General features: G+C 51.7%; 20 protein-coding genes and 1 pseudogene. 8 read left to right on the top strand and 13 right to left on the bottom strand.

What is annotated here, in order from left to right; translation table 11 throughout:
• Window positions 1-55 precede the first annotated feature (55 nt).
• The 4 genes and pseudogenes from ACM1PF_RS16810 to ACM1PF_RS16795 form a co-directional block, all read right to left on the bottom strand.
• Window positions 56-1,164: pseudogene (locus tag ACM1PF_RS16810) on the bottom strand (Gfo/Idh/MocA family protein).
• Window positions 1,165-1,342: 178 nt separating this feature from the next.
• Window positions 1,343-2,467, bottom strand: coding sequence for an ABC transporter ATP-binding protein (locus tag ACM1PF_RS16805; protein WP_416676426.1), 1,125 nt, complete (start codon window positions 2,465-2,467; stop codon window positions 1,343-1,345).
• 115 nt (window positions 2,468-2,582) lie between these two features.
• Window positions 2,583-3,407 (bottom strand): ABC transporter permease, encoded by an 825-nt coding sequence (locus ACM1PF_RS16800; RefSeq protein ID WP_416676425.1) that lies wholly within the window; start codon window positions 3,405-3,407, stop codon window positions 2,583-2,585.
• Complete coding sequence (locus tag ACM1PF_RS16795; RefSeq protein WP_416676424.1) at window positions 3,404-4,276, bottom strand: ABC transporter permease; 873 nt, start codon at window positions 4,274-4,276, stop codon at window positions 3,404-3,406. The genes ACM1PF_RS16800 and ACM1PF_RS16795 overlap by 4 nt, the downstream gene beginning before the upstream one ends.
• Before the next feature lie 232 nt (window positions 4,277-4,508).
• On the opposite strand from ACM1PF_RS16795, the gene ACM1PF_RS16790 reads away from it, so the two are divergent.
• A complete protein-coding gene (locus ACM1PF_RS16790; RefSeq protein ID WP_416676423.1) occupies window positions 4,509-4,811 on the top strand; it encodes an RNA recognition motif domain-containing protein in 303 nt (100 codons plus the stop codon).
• 572 nt (window positions 4,812-5,383) lie between these two features.
• On the opposite strand, the gene ACM1PF_RS16785 is transcribed toward ACM1PF_RS16790, so the two are convergent.
• On the bottom strand, window positions 5,384-5,590 hold the full coding sequence (locus ACM1PF_RS16785; protein WP_106175589.1) for a hypothetical protein: 207 nt from the start codon (window positions 5,588-5,590) through the stop codon (window positions 5,384-5,386).
• Entirely contained in the window at window positions 5,587-5,712 is a 126-nt protein-coding gene (locus tag ACM1PF_RS16780) for a hypothetical protein (RefSeq protein WP_416672337.1), read from the bottom strand. The genes ACM1PF_RS16785 and ACM1PF_RS16780 overlap by 4 nt, the downstream gene beginning before the upstream one ends.
• A 127-nt stretch (window positions 5,713-5,839) precedes the next feature.
• Between ACM1PF_RS16780 and ACM1PF_RS16775 the strand changes: the two genes are divergently transcribed.
• Entirely contained in the window at window positions 5,840-6,037 is a 198-nt protein-coding gene (locus ACM1PF_RS16775) for a ribbon-helix-helix protein, CopG family (protein ID WP_416676422.1), read from the top strand.
• Window positions 6,038-6,184: 147 nt separating this feature from the next.
• Here the strand turns inward: ACM1PF_RS16775 and ACM1PF_RS16770 are convergent, their stop codons facing one another.
• The 3 genes from ACM1PF_RS16770 to ACM1PF_RS16760 form a co-directional block, all read right to left on the bottom strand.
• Entirely contained in the window at window positions 6,185-6,364 is a 180-nt protein-coding gene (locus ACM1PF_RS16770) for a hypothetical protein (protein ID WP_416676421.1), read from the bottom strand.
• 43 nt (window positions 6,365-6,407) lie between these two features.
• Entirely contained in the window at window positions 6,408-6,869 is a 462-nt protein-coding gene (locus tag ACM1PF_RS16765; protein ID WP_416676687.1) for a transposase, read from the bottom strand.
• A gap of 83 nt (window positions 6,870-6,952) precedes the next feature.
• The gene (locus ACM1PF_RS16760; protein WP_416676420.1) at window positions 6,953-7,204 is read right to left on the bottom strand and encodes a type II toxin-antitoxin system HicB family antitoxin; all 252 of its coding nucleotides are present in this window, start codon (window positions 7,202-7,204) and stop codon (window positions 6,953-6,955) included.
• A gap of 196 nt (window positions 7,205-7,400) precedes the next feature.
• On the opposite strand from ACM1PF_RS16760, the gene ACM1PF_RS16755 reads away from it, so the two are divergent.
• A complete protein-coding gene (locus ACM1PF_RS16755) occupies window positions 7,401-7,718 on the top strand; it encodes a type II toxin-antitoxin system Phd/YefM family antitoxin (protein ID WP_416676419.1) in 318 nt (105 codons plus the stop codon).
• Window positions 7,719-7,775: 57 nt separating this feature from the next.
• Here the strand turns inward: ACM1PF_RS16755 and tatC are convergent, their stop codons facing one another.
• The 4 genes from tatC to clpS form a co-directional block, all read right to left on the bottom strand.
• A complete protein-coding gene (gene tatC, locus ACM1PF_RS16750) occupies window positions 7,776-8,570 on the bottom strand; it encodes a twin-arginine translocase subunit TatC (protein ID WP_416676418.1) in 795 nt (264 codons plus the stop codon).
• 215 nt (window positions 8,571-8,785) lie between these two features.
• Complete coding sequence (locus ACM1PF_RS16745) at window positions 8,786-9,382, bottom strand: DUF3611 family protein (RefSeq protein WP_416676417.1); 597 nt, start codon at window positions 9,380-9,382, stop codon at window positions 8,786-8,788.
• Between the two features lie 194 nt (window positions 9,383-9,576).
• Complete coding sequence (locus tag ACM1PF_RS16740) at window positions 9,577-10,467, bottom strand: CPBP family intramembrane glutamic endopeptidase (RefSeq protein ID WP_416676416.1); 891 nt, start codon at window positions 10,465-10,467, stop codon at window positions 9,577-9,579.
• A 13-nt stretch (window positions 10,468-10,480) separates the two neighbouring features.
• Window positions 10,481-10,762 (bottom strand): ATP-dependent Clp protease adapter ClpS, encoded by a 282-nt coding sequence (gene clpS / locus ACM1PF_RS16735; RefSeq protein WP_416676415.1) that lies wholly within the window; start codon window positions 10,760-10,762, stop codon window positions 10,481-10,483.
• Window positions 10,763-10,954: 192 nt separating this feature from the next.
• On the opposite strand from clpS, the gene ACM1PF_RS16730 reads away from it, so the two are divergent.
• The 5 genes from ACM1PF_RS16730 to ACM1PF_RS16710 all read left to right on the top strand — a co-directional run bounded on the left by ACM1PF_RS16730 (window position 10,955) and on the right by ACM1PF_RS16710 (window position 15,518).
• Window positions 10,955-12,784, top strand: a complete 1,830-nt coding sequence (locus tag ACM1PF_RS16730) for a calcium-binding protein (RefSeq protein ID WP_416676414.1) — start codon at window positions 10,955-10,957, stop codon at window positions 12,782-12,784.
• A gap of 156 nt (window positions 12,785-12,940) precedes the next feature.
• Window positions 12,941-13,450, top strand: coding sequence for a hypothetical protein (locus tag ACM1PF_RS16725; protein ID WP_416676413.1), 510 nt, complete (start codon window positions 12,941-12,943; stop codon window positions 13,448-13,450).
• A 116-nt stretch (window positions 13,451-13,566) separates the two neighbouring features.
• Window positions 13,567-14,274, top strand: coding sequence for a response regulator (locus ACM1PF_RS16720; RefSeq protein WP_416676412.1), 708 nt, complete (start codon window positions 13,567-13,569; stop codon window positions 14,272-14,274).
• 295 nt (window positions 14,275-14,569) lie between these two features.
• Window positions 14,570-14,827, top strand: a complete 258-nt coding sequence (locus ACM1PF_RS16715; RefSeq protein ID WP_416676411.1) for a hypothetical protein — start codon at window positions 14,570-14,572, stop codon at window positions 14,825-14,827.
• A gap of 52 nt (window positions 14,828-14,879) precedes the next feature.
• Window positions 14,880-15,518 (top strand): ABC transporter permease, encoded by a 639-nt coding sequence (locus ACM1PF_RS16710; protein ID WP_416676410.1) that lies wholly within the window; start codon window positions 14,880-14,882, stop codon window positions 15,516-15,518.
• The last annotated feature ends 590 nt before the right edge of the window (window positions 15,519-16,108 follow it).

Below are 16,108 nucleotides of genomic sequence, written 5' to 3'. Positions count from 1 at the left end.
ATGCGCTGAACCACTATCGGCGGATACTACTGCAATGCCCAGAAACGGGACTGCTCTATCGCTGCTCCAGTATTGTGTTCAGGTCTGGTACATCCACCCATGCCCCCGACTGATTTGATCGATGGGTTAAGTCCATTAAGAGCTGCGAATAAACTCCTTCCCGTAGGGCAGGGGTAAGGGATACTTTTTGTGCCATACTCTGCACCCAGCGATCGATCACACGCACAAAGGGGGCAATGCGCCCATCTTCGTAGGTTCTGGGGAACTGAAGGCGATCGGGAATTTCGATTTCTCCCAGTGGCTCCCCACCCTGGCTGGCCAAAGTTGGAAGCCATGCACATAGTCTTTCTGGTTACTGCTGCCCAAGACGATCGTGCCCCGATCGCCGTAGATTTCGACCCAGTGCCCCCGTCCCTGGTAGGTGACTGCACTCAAGCTAGCCTGACAGGGTGTTCCGTCCACCAGTTCCAGCATCAATGTACAGGTGTCATCGGCATCTACAGGCTTCATTTCGCCCGTTGTGGGATCGGGACGGGTCGGAATGGTGGTACTGAGCCGACCGCAGAGCCGCTTCACAGGTGGGAATAGCCATGCCAAATAATCAAACAGGTGGGAACCGATCGCCCCCAACGCGCCACCTCCCTGAGCTTTGCGGGCATACCAGTTCCACGATCGACTGACATCTGCCCGACTGGATACGAGCCAATCCACTTTAACTAGGCGAGTTTGACCGACATAGCCCTCTGCCAGCAGTTCAGCCAGCCGCTGCCATGCCGGAACAAAGCGAAACTCAAAATCCAGAGAGGTGCTGAGCTGATTTGCCTGGGACAGTTGGTAGAGTTTGATCGCCTCATCTACATTCAACGTCGTCGGCTTTTCCAACATCAAATGTTTGCCTGCCTGTAATGTCGCTTTGGCCATTTCGTAGTGTAGAAACGGTGGGGTAGAAATGCTCACCGCTTCCACCTCAGGCAAAGCTAAAACTTCCGCCAAACTCGTGCAGGCATGGGGAATGGAGTACTTTGTGGCGATCGTCTTCGCCTTGTCCAAATCCCGATGATACACCGCAACCACTTCTGTCCGATGGTGAGCCTGAAACCCCGGAATGTGAACCTTCTGACCAAATCCGGTGCCAACTACTGCAACGCCGATCGATTCTGTCATGAAAAGAGTAACCTGGTGAACTGATAAGAATAGGATACAGGGGGGAGGGGAGTGGGGAGTGGGGAGTGAGGAGTGAGGAGTGGGGAGTGGGGAGTGGGGAGTGGGGAGTGAGGAGGGAGGAGGCAGGAGTGAGGAGGCAGGAGTGAGGAGGCAGGAGTGAGGAGGGAGGAGGGGAAAGTCAGGAGCTGGGACGAATTATTGAGCCATTACCCTTAACATTTGGCACAACAACACAATCCTCCGCATTCCAGCCGATCGCCTGCTCAGAATTGGTTCTGGTATTGCCGAGTTGCGTTACTTTTAATTGTCCGATCGCTGTGTTGAATTGAAATTCTAATAGTTGCCCGATATAAGTGATGGTTTCGAGCTTGCCAGGGATTTGATTGTCGTAGGTTGAATGTTCAGTATCAACCTGTTTCAACTGCTCTGGGCGGATCATCAGAGTGACGGTTTCGCCGATCGCGGGTTTGTGGGTGGGGGCGATCGCTTTTATGGTCGTGTCGTTGACGTTGACCCAGGTGAATTCGGGGTTGGATTCGATCACTTGTCCGGTCAGGAAGTTGGCTTTGCCGATGAATTGGGCCACGAAGGGGGAAGTGGGACGGCTGTAGATTTCCTGGGGAGTGCCAATTTGCTCGACGCGACCGTTGGACATGACGGCAATGCGATCGCTCAGGGCCAGGGCTTCTTCCTGATCGTGGGTGACGTAGATAAAGGTGAGATCAATTTGCTGTTGCAACTGCCGCAATTCTTGCCGGACTTCTTCCCGAATTTTGGCATCCAGTGCCGAAAGGGGTTCATCTAACAGCAGGACTTTGGGACGGCTGATCAGGGCGCGGGCCAGGGCGACTCGCTGCTGTTGGCCGCCGGAAAGTTGGGCGGGTTTGCGATCGGCGAAGGCTTCAATCCGTACCATGCGTAATGCTTCCTGCACCCGATCGGCAATTTCGCTCTTAGGGACTTTTGGGGGGACTTTGGCGATCGTCAGAGGATAGGCGATGTTTTGGGCGACGGTGAGATGGGGAAAGAGGGCGTAGTTCTGGAATACGGTATGGACATTGCGCCGGTAGGGAGGTAGGGTGGTGACGGTTTCTCCGCCGATGGACACTTCGCCATACTCTGGAATTTCAAAACCGCCGATTAGTCTGAGAGTAGTCGTTTTGCCGGAACCGCTTGACCCCAGCAGGGAGAAAAATTCTCCAGGCTGTACGGCGATCGTCACATCTCGGACGGCATAGACTTCCCCGGTGGCGGACGGATAAATTTTGCTGACCTGATCTAAGTAAACAATGCTGTCCTTCATCCGTTGTTCCTGATTGTGCGTTGATTATGACGAAGGTGATTCATGAATTGCTCTTACGATCGCCTCTACAAGGGCGATTCGCGTTCGCGCAGCGACTCCGAAGGAGTTATCGCCCCTACGATCTTTCCTGGGTGATGAATTGGCTCATGACTACGATCGCTCCACTGGCGGCGGAAATCAGGGTGGCGATGGCGGCAATTTCGGGGGTGATGTTGGTGCGGAGTCTGCCCCAAATTTCCATGGGTAAGGTGTTGTCCCGTCCGGTGAGAAAGATGGTAACGACGACTTCATCGAAGGATAGGGTGAATGCCAGCAAGGCTCCCGAAATCACGGCACTGCGGATGTAGGGGAAAATCACATCGCGGAACACTTCACCGGGTCTGGCTCCTAAATCATAGGCGGCTTCTTCTAAACTGCGGGGAAACTGCGTTAAGCGGGTCAAAATTGGCCCCAATGCCACCGGAATTCCGAAGACGGCATGACCCAAAATGACCGTGAGCAACGATAGTTCCAATCCTAGATCAGAAAAGTAAGCCAGCATTGCCACACCCGTCACAATTCCAGGCAGCAAAATGGGCAGGTTGAGGGCAATCCGAAAGGTGTTTTTGCCGAAGAACTGGTAGCGATAAATGGCGAAGGCGGATAACAGCCCAAATCCAGTTGCCAGCAGGGTGGCGGAACTTGCTACCTTGAGGGAATTGATCAAGGTTTGCTGAATCGCCCGATCGCCAAAGGTGAGCCGATACCAGTCCAGCGTTACCCCTTTGAAGGGCAGGGACAGAATCGTCGAGTCATTCAGGCTCATCAGCACCAACACGCCAAGGGGCAAATACAGGAAGGCGTAGACCAGAATCGTCCAGCTTCCTAAAAACCAGGGCTTGGGCTGCGATCGGGGCGATCGGTTTTCTGATGATTCTGTTGGGTTCACCATGCCATTCATAAATTTTCCAAAGCTCCCTGCTTCAGGACGATCGCCAAACCTGCAAATACAATCAGCATCACCACCAGGGCAAATGCGGCACCGAGGGGCCAGTTATATGCCACGCCAAACTGGGAGGAGATGACATTGCCCAACATGATGCCGCTGGGGCCGCCGACCAGACTGGGCGTAATGAAATCTCCCATGGTCAGGGCAAAGGTGCTGATGGAGCCTGCCAGAATGCCGGGAGTCACCAGGGGCAGGGTAATGCGGCGAAAGGTTGTCCAGGGAGGGGCGTTGAGGTCGGCGGAGGCTTCCAATAAGCTTTTCGGCAATCGTTCAAAGGCGGTAATCAGGGGCAAAATCATGAACGGTAGCCAGACATGGACAAAGGTTAAGGTGGTGGAAAACTGGTTGTACAAAAATACAGAGCTTGGCTCCTGGAGAATGCCCAGCGAGATCAGAGCCGTGTTGATCACGCCGTTGTAGCCCAGAATGATTTTCCAGGCAAACACCCGCACCAGATAGCTCGACCACAGGGGCAGCAGCACCAGCAGGGTGAGGAGCGATCGAAACCGTCCCCCATAGCAGCCGATAAAGTAGCCGATCGGCAGGGCAATCAAAATGTCGATCGCGGTGACGCTGAGGGCAGTGAATACGGTACGGAGAATTACCGTGCGATAGGCAGAATTGGTGGCGATCGTCTGAAAGTTGGTCAAACTAAACTCTTTGACGATATCAAATGACTCTAGCCGCCAAACGCTGTAGGAAATCAGCAGGACGATCGGCACAAAGTAGAGCAAGGTCATCCAAAGCAGGGGCGGCAGCAGGGTGGCGTATAGCCCGGTTTGGCGACGGGTTCGGCGTTGGGGAGGGGCGATCGAGGTCACGGTGGGTTTTAGGGTTCAGGTTTTGGGTTTTGGCGGGCGATCGGTGAGCAAAGCGATTGACTCAGAAAAATATTCTCCCATTATTTTTTTCTAGTGCTAGTATGGTGGTTGAGAATAAGTAATCGGTTGCAGCTTTTGTTTCAAGTATTGAAAGTTTTTCTACGTTTGGTATTGGCAGGCTTCTCTCCGAAATCTCACTCTCGATACATTTCTAAATCTTGGAGATTAGTTCATGTCAATTTACATTGGTAACCTGTCCTATCAGGTGAGCGAAGAGGATATCACGGCTGTATTCGCAGAATATGGCTCTGTTAAGCGTGTCCAGTTGCCAACTGACCGTGAGACGGGTCGGATGCGTGGTTTTGGTTTTGTGGAAATGGAGAATGACGCTGAAGAGCAGTCTGCCATTGATGCTTTAGATGGAGCAGAATGGATGGGACGTGATCTGAAGGTCAATAAAGCCAAGCCTCGTGAAAACAACAGAGGTTCTTTTGGGGGTGGCAATCGCAGAGATAGTTTCTCTCGGAGCTACTAATCCTAAGCTTTTGGCTGAATCCCATGAACAGTGAGATTCAGTCAGTTGCTATCCTTAACCAGTCCTTTGAGGATTCGTTAATCAATTAATTTTCCAGGGTTCAAGTAATGATGCTTGAGCCTTTTTTTCGTTCCTATGCACGGGCAGGAATAGGGAGCTTGTTCCAGATCCACCCATTCAATCAGCCACTGTCAGTAGATCACAAGCCTTGTTTAGATCTCCCCTAGCCCCCCTTGAAAAGGGGGAACCGTTCGCGGAGCGTGTGCGCAGCACAAACCGAAGAGGGTTGAAGTCCCCCTTTTTAAGGGGGATTTAGGGGGATCAACCCCAGGGTTCACTGTGAAACGAACCCATTTTAGATCTACTGACTGTCTCCAAAAGCTACTCCTTCGATCGCCTCAAAAGAGTAGCCTGACTGTGATGACTGGGCGGGCAAGACTTCGGCTTGAGCTCAGTCGAAACGCTGCCCACCCCACAAGAGTTTTAGAGGAATGGGCAGGTAAGACTTCGGCTTGAGCTCAGTCGAAACGCTGCCTATCCCACAAGAGTTTTAGATGATTCAATTTGCATTCCTAGCCTGGCTGGTTCATCAGTCTGACAATTTCCTGCGCCAGGTTTTTTGACCAGAGGGAGTCAAAGGGGCAGAGAATCTGTCGGTTTTCGGGGGCTGTCCAGACGATCGCATCTTCGAGTTCAGAGATGCGGTAGGTTTCGTTGAGCAGGATGGCGGTGAGGAGGTGATGGAGGGTGAGGGCTTGTTGGTCGGTGAGGACAATCATGGTTGGCGTTCTCCTTTGGAGAGGATGACCAGGGCTTTGTCGATATCGCGGACTTTGATCGATCGCAGAGCGGTGAGGATGGCTCGCAGTAAAGCCACCTCGTCATCGGTGAGGGTGATCATGGTTGGAAAACTCCAATAAAAGTTAGCCCAGATTCCATCAAGGTTCAGGGTGTTTTGACTTTATATTGAGTGTACGGCATTTACCGCAATACCGCAAGAAGGATTGAAATTATCCGAAAATAATAAAATGAGTCCCCGAAAGAAGAAGCCGGAAGTCAGAGTTTATTTAGAGGAAGACGTTGACCGTCTGATTAAAACCCTTGCGGCAATGAGGGATTCCTCGATTAATGCCCTGATCAATGAGGCGATCGAATTATGGTTAAACCAGCCAGAACAGCAGGAGACGATCGATCGGCATCGATTGGATGAGATGGATGAGAAGTAAACTTTGTGGATTGTGGATTTGGTAGCTTTTGCAGGGGTGAGTAGGCTTAGTTGACTGGGCGGGCAAGATGCCCACCCCATAAGAGTGAGAGGAAAGGGAGAGATGCTTACCCCACAAGAAACAAAGAGATTTGCTAGAGGAAAGTTATCAAGACAGCTTGGAGGTTTGCCAGAGGAAAGGGTAGGACTCTGGGGTGCAGGATAAGCCTGCTGTGACTGGGTTTTGCCGGATGTATTGAACCTGTCCAGATTTTGTCACTCCGCTCTTAGCTTCGTTGTCCCGATCGCCCGCCGATGAATCGCGGGCTACCCAAAAAAGTCTGATCAATCAGACTGAGAGGGAGTTTGAGTCCATTTCAATGGACTTGCTTTTATAGCCCGCAATTCATTCGCGGGCAGTCTATCGGATCAACAGGCACAGTGAAATTTACAGTTCCGATGTATTCCCAGGTGTCCTGGAACTCTGCCTCACTGCGAATGATGCGATCGAACCGCTCATCCTGCCAGACAATACCAATATGCTTCATGACAGGAGGAATCTGCTTGGCACTATAACCCTTGATACTGTTCATAATGCTGCTCAAAGTCCAGAAGGATTGCTCTGATTTTGGCAAAGGCTGAATCAACAAATGAACATGATCCGGCATCACCACCAGCACAAATATTTGATATCGCTGGCCATTGAAAAACAAACAAGCATCCAAAACAATCTGTCTTGCTTCCGGGCTAAGTTCCAACTTCTCCCAGGTATTAAAGGCAATGAAGTCAATCGCTCCATCCAACTCCCAATGCGGCAACCGCCTCTGCCTCACCCTAAAACCAGATTCACCCATCTCTTCTTCCTGTTCTCCTAATCTCTTGTGGGGTGGGCATCTTGCCCGCCCAGTCAACCAGGTAGAAGCACCAAACAAATGATTCAATTTACAATTCTCAGGCTCTGTCCCCCAGCAATCCTTGGATCATCTCCCGGTAATGTCAGATTCTCATCCAGCACAGGAATCGGGTGCTGCAAATGTAAACCCAATAAGATCCAACCTTCCAACACCTCTTGAAGCCGATCGCGGCACTGCTCCAACGTTTCAGCCGTAGCATACACCCCTGGCAACTCTGGAATTTCACCATAGAAACTGCGATCGTCCTCCAGAATGTCATAGGTCGCGCAGTGCATGGCAGCCTGAATCCCTCGACATTCTCAACGACAACGCAAAGCCCTCATAGATAATCTTTCCGGATTTCTCAGCCTTCGAGCAGGTGGGCAGTGCTTCTGACCCGATCGATTCCTCTAGATGCACAGGAGTGGCGATCGACCCTTTTCAGAGAATTCAACCTGGATGAATATCAATGAAGAAGGACGATCCCGGTGCATGGAAATTCCGAAATGGGTGCGATCGTCTTTATGCCCACCCACCTCCTTTGCTGGTTATAGTAAATCTAACCCTAATCGCTTCCCATCCATGCCCAAAAAACTCACGATCGCCCAGGCGCAACAACCACTCCCCAATCTGCCCGACGAACTAACCGACGAACCCATCATCATTACCCAGGATGGCGTTCCTGTCATCGCTGCCCTTAGCTATACCCAACTGACTGAACTACTCGAAACCCTCGATATTCTCACCGATACCGAGTTCGTCACCAAATTGCGCCAAAGCATTGTCCAAGTAGAGCAAGGAAGGAGATAAAAAAGACATTTACACAACCTTACAAAAATTGCTGGGGGAGCCTTTCTGATCGCCCCCTCACTTACCCGTCAGCATTACCATCCCAATCCCACCAAAGTAGAGGGTTAACACCGCTCCTCCCAAAAGGCTTTGCGTCACCGGATCCGTTGAAGGAGTTAACACTGCCCCCAAAACCGCCGCTCCCAGCACCACATATCGCCAGCCAGAGAGCATTTGCTTTGAAGAAACAATACCCAGTGCCCCCAACAGTAATTGAATAATAGGAATCTGGAACGCCAACCCCGTACTGAACAGCAGCAGCAAAATAAACTCAAAATAGCGATCGATCGACCAGGCCTGTTCAACCACCCCTTCTCCATAGCTGATGAAGAAATTCAGGGCAGCAGGAATCAGGGCAATATAGGCAAACACCAAACCCGCCACAAACAGCACCGTAGACCCCAGGACGATCGGCCCCAACAGGCGACGCTCGCGGCGAGTTAGCCCTGGCAGCACAAACTGAATGATCTGGTACAGCACAAATGGGCTGGCGATCAGTAATCCACTATAGCCTGCCACCTTCAGAGATACAAAAAAGTATTCCCCTGGCGAAAGCTGAAGGAACGTTGCTCCCTGGGCTGGAACTTCCAAAAGTTCAACGATCGGATTGACAAAGATAAAGCAAATGACCACCCCAATAAAGGCCGCAATCAGCGACAGGAAAATCCGAAGCCGCAGTTCTTCTAAATGGTCAAACAGCGACATTTCCATATCGCCCGGAGCCTGATCAAGGTAATCCTCATCATCTGGAGTTGCACCTGCGATGGATGACGGTTGTTTGGATGGAGTCTCTAAATCTGAAGGAGCAGTCATGGGAATCTTACTGGACGACGATGAAGGATACAGGCTTGGGGGATTTTAGAGTTTGGATTTTGGATTGCGCTGAATGAGTCAGTTCCCAGATTTCAGATCAATCCTCAATACCAGTCTAAGAGTTGCCAGTCACTAATAGACTAACGTTTTCCCTTCAGGTTTCAAACTGTCATCAGAGTCTAAACCATTTTGTTCTAATGCTGCTGATTAATACTCTACTGCCGATTTACCGTCCGGGTCAGCCAGAGCGTCGCCACCAACCCAACAAAATGGGCCATCAGCGTATTCGCAGCAGCCTGCACCACAAACAAATCAAGCGGCGTGATAAACCGCAGCGGATTTCCAGAGAAAATCGCAAACCCCTGCTCAAACGACTTCAGCACCAGAGAACCAGCGATCGCCTGCATTCCCAAAATCGTCAGCCCCAACCCCACCAGACTGATCAACAACCCAAACCGCAACACCTGCACCGCATCCCCCCGACGCGGGCGAGCCTGGGAACTGGAAGTCTTCAACTGGCGCGCCAGACGGGTGTAGCGAAATGCCCAGTACGCCGCAATAAATAAGCTAATTAATCCCAAAACCGCAAAGAATAGCCCCGCTCCCGTCCCCGGATTTGCCGCCGCCGGTGCAGCAGGATTCAGGGGATTCTGCGTTGGCGCACTCAGGTTTGAACCCGCAAACAATAACACCACAGCCGACACAACCCCCAGCGCAACTTGCGTCCAGAAGCTAATCCAGCCAATCCAACGAAGGGCCCCAGCAACTCGTTTAACGGTAGGAGGCATCGATACATCTGCGCGGTTTGCCATAGTCTTGAGGGTTTGGGGATGCGTACCCGTAGCGGAGGGTCGTTAGGGTAGTTCAATTACTCTAGCCTAGCAAGAAAGGGAAGGAGTAGGGAGTAGAACGATTGCAAAATGATGGTGACTGAAATTCTTGTAGGGTAGGCATCTTGCCTGCCCAGTCAACAAACAAGACGACCCACTACGAGATTTGGAAAAAGTTAGCCAGGAATTCTGGAATGAGAACGGCGATACATCAGATATATCAGGAGCGTAATACCCGCCAGGAAAAGCAGCCCGATCGCCCCTGCCAGAGGATTCCCATCAATCCCCGTCAGCCATACGGGAACCCGATTTGTGTACTGAATCAGTTCTCCCACCTGCATGATGTAATAACCCCAAACCAGCCCTGCATGTAACCCGATCGGCAAACCAAGGCGGCCCGCAGTCGGAGGTTGAGCAGTTTTGTGGGTGGAAGCGGAAGCAGCGGAAACCGTCGATCGCCTGGCCCAAACGAGGGCCAGTCCTAACAGCACCAGTCCAGGAAACTGGGGGAAGGTGCGAATCATTTCGGGAATCGGCTTCAGGAAATGCAGCGCTGCAAACAGCAGGCTATTGCTCCAGAGGGCAGTGCGCGGGGAATAGTCTCGATCGAGTTCATCCAAAATCCAACCCCGAAACACCAACTCCTCCGCCAGCCCCACCCCCAGGGACACCAGCAACCCTTCCAGAATGACTCCTGGTAAGGAAGGAGCAGCCGATCGCCATTCCAGCCAGCCTAACCCAGCCTGCACACCAAACATAGCCAGCAGACTGACTGTTCCCAGAACCAGCCCCGCCAGCAATTCCAGTCCATTCTGTTTAGATCCAACCAACCCATACCGCCGCAACGGTCGAGCCTCTCCATGCACCGATCGGCCCCAAATCGGCACAAATACCAGAAATGCCACAAACAGCAGTGACATCGTGATAATTGTGACTGTGTTGTCATCGGGCACCAAAAGCGCGATCGGCGCGGCCAACGGCAACCAGCACATTCCCAGCAGACCAAGAAACACCAGGATTCGCACCGGAGCCGCCCACCGAGCCACCCTACCCCATCTTTTAGTCAAGCCCTCAGCCCGCCTACTCATCCGGCTCGATCGTACTTGTCAGCCCGCGATTCTTCAGGCGTTCACAGTAAAACTCAGCGTGTTCCTGCTCACAGGTAATCACCAGAGCAACGCCATTCGTATGGGCTTCCATCATAATGTTGACGGCTTGTGGAATCGTCAAACTGGAAACAGTTTCCACAAGCGTTTGCACCACGTACTCCATGGCATTGAAGTCGTCATTGTGCAGCAACACCTTATATCGGGGAGCGTGTTTAGGGGCTGTAGAACGTTTCTCAAGCGTTTCGACTGCCACAGATCTATCCTCTCCGTAAATCGTTTTGTTTTTCTACAGATTCTAAACTTATCTTTACTTATAACATTCATTGCTGGCTTCAGTGGCCGGGCGTTGGTGACAAGTATGATCTATATAAAGGGTAGAAAAACTTTAAAAAGAGAATAAAACGCTACATATAGAGTACCCTTGATATACCAAGAAACTTTTAGGATGACCGTCATGAAAGCGAATCCGGTTGGCTCCGAGTTTCAAGTGAACGCTGCGGGCAGTGGCGATCGAAACAATCCGTCGATCGCCACCAGTTCTTTTGGAACCTTTGCAACAGTTTGGGAAAGTCTGGGGCAAGATGGCGACGGCAGCGGCATTTTTGGACGGCTCTACCGCGACGATGGCAGAGCGATCGGTTCGGAGTTTCAGGTCAACCTGACGACAGCAGGAGATCAGGACACTCCCTCTGTGGCGATGGATGGCAATGGCAATTTTGTCGTGATCTGGGTGGGCGATCGCACCAATCGCAACGTTTATGGCCAACGGTTTGATGCCCAGGGGCAATCGATCGGCTCAGAATTTCGGGTTAATGCTGCCTTGACGACGGGAAGCCACACCAGACCCTCGGTGGCAATCACGCCAAATGGTTCCTTTATTGTGACCTGGGCAGCAACGCAGCAGCGCAATAATCCCTTTGGCGCGGATAATAGTGGACTGGGAGTCTATGCCCAGCGGTTCAACCGCAATGGTGGTCCTCAACGAAATCCATTTCGCGTCAACACTACCACGAACCGCGATCAAAGCAATCCAGTGGTTGCCACTAACCGCAGCGGTGATTTTGTGATCGCCTGGGACAGTGTGCAGCAGGATGGCAGTGGTAAGGGAGTGTTCGCCCAACGGTATCTCAGTAACGGGAGTTCAGTTGGCTCAGAGTTTCAGGTGAATACGTTTACCTCCCGCGATCAGCGCAATCCGACCCTTGCAATGGATATAACGGGGGCATTTGTAGTTGCCTGGGAGAGCGATCGCCAGGATGGAGACAAAAGCGGGATCTATGCCCAACGGTTCGCACCCAATGGGAATCCGCGTGGCTCAGAGTTTCGGGTGAACAGTAATACCAGGGGGGATCAAATCAGTCCGGCGGTTGGCATGGATGCAGAGGGCAACTTCACGGTGGTCTGGGCCAGCGATGACCGGGGACGAGGGGATGGCGATGGGTTTGGTGTGTTTGCCCAGCAGTTTGATGCAGAGGGCGATCGCATTGGCGATGAAATTCGCATCAACACCACGACGCGCAGTAATCAAGATGCACCTGCCATTGCGGTTCAGAATAATGGGACTTTTGTTGTCTCCTGGGCCAGCCAGGATTCGGGAGGCTCATCCAGTCAGCGACAGACCATTTTTGCCCAGCAGTATCAAATTAGCGGTCGGCCCACTTTCCCCACCGCACCTTCTAACCGCATCGAAGGCGATAACAGAGATAACCAGCTTCGGGGCACAAAGGGAAATGATCTGATTTTGGGATTAGATGGCAATGATACACTGCTGGGACGGCAGGGGAATGACACCCTACGCGGCGGTAGAGGGGACGATCGCCTGGAGGGTGGAGTGGGCAATGATCTGCTGGTCGGCGGTGCGGGGAACGACACCCTGATTGGTGGCAAAGGCAACGATACGCTGCGGGGTGGAGCAGGACAAGATCTGTTGCAGGCTTCGGCGGGTAATAACCTGCTGGAGGGTGGACGGGGTAGCGATACGCTGGTGGGTGCTAAGGGGGTTGATGTATTTGTGATTGGTGAGTCGGCTGGTTTCAGTGAGATTCGGCGGTTTCAGGTGCGGCGACCTGGGAAAAATTCTGACAAAATTGCGTTGCTGGATAACGTCCGGTTTAGGAATCTGACCCTACGCGCCCAGGGCAGTTCAACCTGGATTGGGGTGGGCAATAATCCGATCGCCGTATTACAGAATGTTGCGCCCAATGCACTTTCTGCCGCTGATTTTATTCAATCCAGCGAGGCCAGTGGGTTTCTCCGCGCTTTGCCACCCGCTTAATCTTTGGTTCACTTCAATTCCGATTAAACTTCCGTTTAAACTTTAAAGAAATATCCCTACTCACAGACTGAAGAACGCGCGAAGATAGAAGAAGAGTGCTGGGTTAAAAGCGTACGGTTTCCTCGCATTCTTGCTCCCCTCGCTTGGAGTCCAGCTATGCATGTAAGAACCGCCTGGCAACAGGGCAGCAATCACCCTGAAAATGCCAGCAACTTTGCCAGAATTAGTCAATGGTGGACAGAGCTGAACGGCAAGGAAGTAACCTGGCGGCAGCGATTACTTCCTCCTTCGGGGCAGGTTGCCGATCTAAACTGGGAACCTCAACGCTTTGATGAAGTCTTTTTAATCAGCCAGCCCAGCGTACGCGGGATCACGCTGTACTGGCATAAGCCCAACTCCCAGGACGAACGGAACACCACTGTTCATAAGCTCGAACTGGATCATCTTCAGCAGCAGCTTTATATTTATCCTCAAGCCCAACAAGCGATCGTCATCCAGGTTGGGTTGCCCCAGGTGACCTACCAGCGTGTGACGCTGAAGCAACCGAAATGGTCAACGCAAACCCTTAAGGGACAGCAAGTTTTGGTGTTGCAGGATGAAACCCAACGGTTGGAAATTCATGTGCCCCTGGATGCTGAGAGTTTAGCTCTCTTGAAAGATCTGTAGTGAATTTGTATCTGTAAAAGCTTTCTACCGAGCAATCTTGAGCGAAACCCTGCCGTTGTAAAGCCCCCCGGTAGACCGCTTCTGGCAAAAACTTTACCTGAAATTCAGTTCAAAAAATGGATATTTTAATTGTTGAGGATGAGGCTGATATTGCTGAATTGATCCAGATTTACCTGGAAAAAGAAGGGTTTTCCTGCCGGAGTTGTCAGGATGGATTGTCGGCATTGCAGGTTTTTCAGGAGCAACAGCCCGATCTGATCATTCTGGATCTAATGCTGCCTGGGTTGGATGGACTGGAGGTCTGCGCGCGAATTCGCCAGAAACCGGGCAGTAAGGATCCCTACATCCTCATGCTGACGGCCAAGGGAGAAGAAATCGATCGCATCATTGGTTTATCCACTGGGGCAGATGATTACATGGTGAAACCCTTCAGCCCCCGGGAACTGGTGGCCCGGGTTCGGGCTTTGTTACGGCGGACGCTGAGGCAGGGGGGGCAAAGCCGAACGTACCAAACGGGACACTTTTCAGTTGATCTGGATCAGCGCACTGCCAATCGCCATTCGGATGACGATCGGGTGGAACCTCTGGAGTTGACTGCGCTGGAATTTGATCTTCTCAGCACGTTTATGAGTTATCCAGGACGAGTCTGGAGCCGAACTCAGCTGATTGAACGGCTGTGGGGCAGTGACTTTTACGGCGATGAGCGGGTGGTAGATACCCATGTGGCCCGGCTGCGCAAAAAGATTGAACCGGATCCAGCGAATCCCTCCTTTGTGAAGACGGTGATTGGGGTGGGATATCGATTTGAGGATGGCGGTAGCTAAGCTACCGTGTACACAGATCTTGACTGAGAGGCTCAAACCCTGATAGATCCCCCTAAATCCCCCTTAACAAGGGGGGCTTTAAATCTTTTTAAGGAGGGTTAGGGAGGATCAAACCCAGTCGTGGCTAGAGCAGATGACTTGTGTGTACACCGTAGCGGTAGCTAAGGGGGATGTGGGGGATGTGGAAAAATAACGTACCCAGCAGGGGCGCAAGATTCCTTGCAGGATTGGGATGCCATTTCATTGCAAATCCCTCAGGAGTGATAGGGTGTTTTTAGTACGTTATGACCTTGTGATGCAATCCTATTCTCCGTCTCCCAATTCCCGCATTGCCGTTGATCTAGATGCCGAGCTGATCGCCTGGGTGGATGAACTGCTGGGCTATGCTGAAGATTCAAACCTGAGTCAGGAAGCGATCGAACAATACCGGATTCAGGCGATCGAGTCTGCCGTTCAAAAATGGTGTGAGCAGCAGTCCAAGCAACGGCTTCAGTATCGGGCCGAGCAACACCGTCATCGCCATGACGACGATGAAACGGGCTGGTTAGTCTAAGATTTGAGTGCCCGGTCTGGCAATCTCATTTCCTCATCTTCACATTCCCCCCATGAACATCTTTACCCAGGCCTTCGCCTACGCTGCCGATAACTGGTCTGCCCTCACCTCAGCCTTCTGGCAGCATCTTTTGCTGGTGCTGGTTCCTCTGGGAATTGGTCTGGGGCTGGGTTTACCCCTGGGACTTTGGAGTGCTCGATCGCGGGCTGCTTCAACCTTGCTGATCAACAGCTTCAATGCCCTGCGAGTCATTCCTAGCATTGCGGTGCTCTTTGTCGCTATCCCCTACTTCGGTCTGAGCTTTCAGTCTGCTGTCCTGGCTCTCACCCTGCTGGTCATGCCCCCCATTTTGATCAATACTGATGTTGCCTTCCGCAGCATTGATCCTATGATTCGAGAAGCGGCACGAGGTATGGGGATGGATGCGGGGCAAATCCTCCGGCAAGTCGAAATTCCCTTAGCACTGCCGATCGTGATTGCAGGGATCAAAACCGCAACCGTTGAAGTGATTGCCAGTGCGACGCTGGCGGCATTCATTGGTGCAGGCGGGCTGGGCACTTTTATTGTGAGGGGATTTGCCCTGTACGACAATACGGTGCTGCTGGTGGGAGCCATTCCAGTGGCATTGCTGGCGTTGATGGCTGAGATTAGTTTAGGAACTCTCCAGCGGTTCCTCCAGCCTCCCAATTAGTGGCTCGAGTTTTCAGGAATGACGACTTTTTGATTTGTTATATTACCTTGTAGGGGTTTAGTCAATTACCCCAATATTTGTGCGGTATGTCACAGTGAGTTAACGATTCAGTGGAAATAATGAATTAGGTAGAGCTTTGCCCGGCTCAAGCGGTTTAGACTAGTGCTGTGTATGCAATATCAGGGATGTTTGAGGTACTAGCGATCTAAACATAGCGATGGATGGAACTTTCTAGTCCAGGTGCATCGTCTTGAGTTTCGTTGCCTTCTAGCATTGTGAACTGAGTTGTGAGTTGATAGTTTGTAGCTGATTTCATGCTCGCTTTGTAGTTCTCCCCCAAGATTCCCCATGCAAACAGATATCAAAGACCTACTTTCGTGGTTAGATCGTACTCTAATGCGGTCTTACCAAGCGTTTCAGCTCTGGCTTCGTCAGGAAATTGTCGATGATGATCCCTGTGATGTGGATACCCTTTTCCCAGAGGAGCACAAACGCGGTTCTGAACCTTTGCGTTAGTTTGTCCTAAGCCTGGGATTGCGAACTTAATAACTGGAACTCTTGTGGGGTGGGCATCTTGCCCGCCCAGTCAG

The organism is Egbenema bharatensis FJBBOT/2019 (assembly GCF_048077055.1).
GTDB classification, from domain to species: Bacteria; Cyanobacteriota; Cyanobacteriia; order Elainellales; family Elainellaceae; genus Egbenema; species Egbenema bharatensis.
Note: the sequence above shows the minus strand (reverse complement) of the source record. Positions and strands in the feature narration are given on the sequence as shown.

Excerpts from the sequence above, each read along its gene's own strand:
- ACM1PF_RS16745 (WP_416676417.1), bottom strand. The coding sequence starts at position 9,382 with ATGGCAAACCGCGCAGATGTATCGATGCCTCCTACCGTTAAACGAGTT.
- ACM1PF_RS16755 (WP_416676419.1), top strand. The coding sequence starts at position 7,401 with ATGGAAATTCCGAAATGGGTGCGATCGTCTTTATGCCCACCCACCTCC.
- ACM1PF_RS16780 (WP_416672337.1), bottom strand. The coding sequence starts at position 5,712 with ATGATCACCCTCACCGATGACGAGGTGGCTTTACTGCGAGCCATCCTC.
- ACM1PF_RS16715 (WP_416676411.1), top strand. The coding sequence starts at position 14,570 with ATGCAATCCTATTCTCCGTCTCCCAATTCCCGCATTGCCGTTGATCTA.
- ACM1PF_RS16800 (WP_416676425.1), bottom strand. The coding sequence starts at position 3,407 with ATGAATGGCATGGTGAACCCAACAGAATCATCAGAAAACCGATCGCCC.
- ACM1PF_RS16775 (WP_416676422.1), top strand. The coding sequence starts at position 5,840 with ATGAGTCCCCGAAAGAAGAAGCCGGAAGTCAGAGTTTATTTAGAGGAA.
- ACM1PF_RS16725 (WP_416676413.1), top strand. The coding sequence starts at position 12,941 with ATGCATGTAAGAACCGCCTGGCAACAGGGCAGCAATCACCCTGAAAAT.
- ACM1PF_RS16805 (WP_416676426.1), bottom strand. The coding sequence starts at position 2,467 with ATGAAGGACAGCATTGTTTACTTAGATCAGGTCAGCAAAATTTATCCG.
- ACM1PF_RS16765 (WP_416676687.1), bottom strand. The coding sequence starts at position 6,869 with ATGGGTGAATCTGGTTTTAGGGTGAGGCAGAGGCGGTTGCCGCATTGG.
- tatC (WP_416676418.1), bottom strand. The coding sequence starts at position 8,570 with ATGACTGCTCCTTCAGATTTAGAGACTCCATCCAAACAACCGTCATCC.
- ACM1PF_RS16720 (WP_416676412.1), top strand. The coding sequence starts at position 13,567 with ATGGATATTTTAATTGTTGAGGATGAGGCTGATATTGCTGAATTGATC.
- ACM1PF_RS16730 (WP_416676414.1), top strand. The coding sequence starts at position 10,955 with ATGACCGTCATGAAAGCGAATCCGGTTGGCTCCGAGTTTCAAGTGAAC.
- ACM1PF_RS16710 (WP_416676410.1), top strand. The coding sequence starts at position 14,880 with ATGAACATCTTTACCCAGGCCTTCGCCTACGCTGCCGATAACTGGTCT.
- ACM1PF_RS16790 (WP_416676423.1), top strand. The coding sequence starts at position 4,509 with ATGTCAATTTACATTGGTAACCTGTCCTATCAGGTGAGCGAAGAGGAT.
- ACM1PF_RS16785 (WP_106175589.1), bottom strand. The coding sequence starts at position 5,590 with ATGATTGTCCTCACCGACCAACAAGCCCTCACCCTCCATCACCTCCTC.
- ACM1PF_RS16760 (WP_416676420.1), bottom strand. The coding sequence starts at position 7,204 with ATGCACTGCGCGACCTATGACATTCTGGAGGACGATCGCAGTTTCTAT.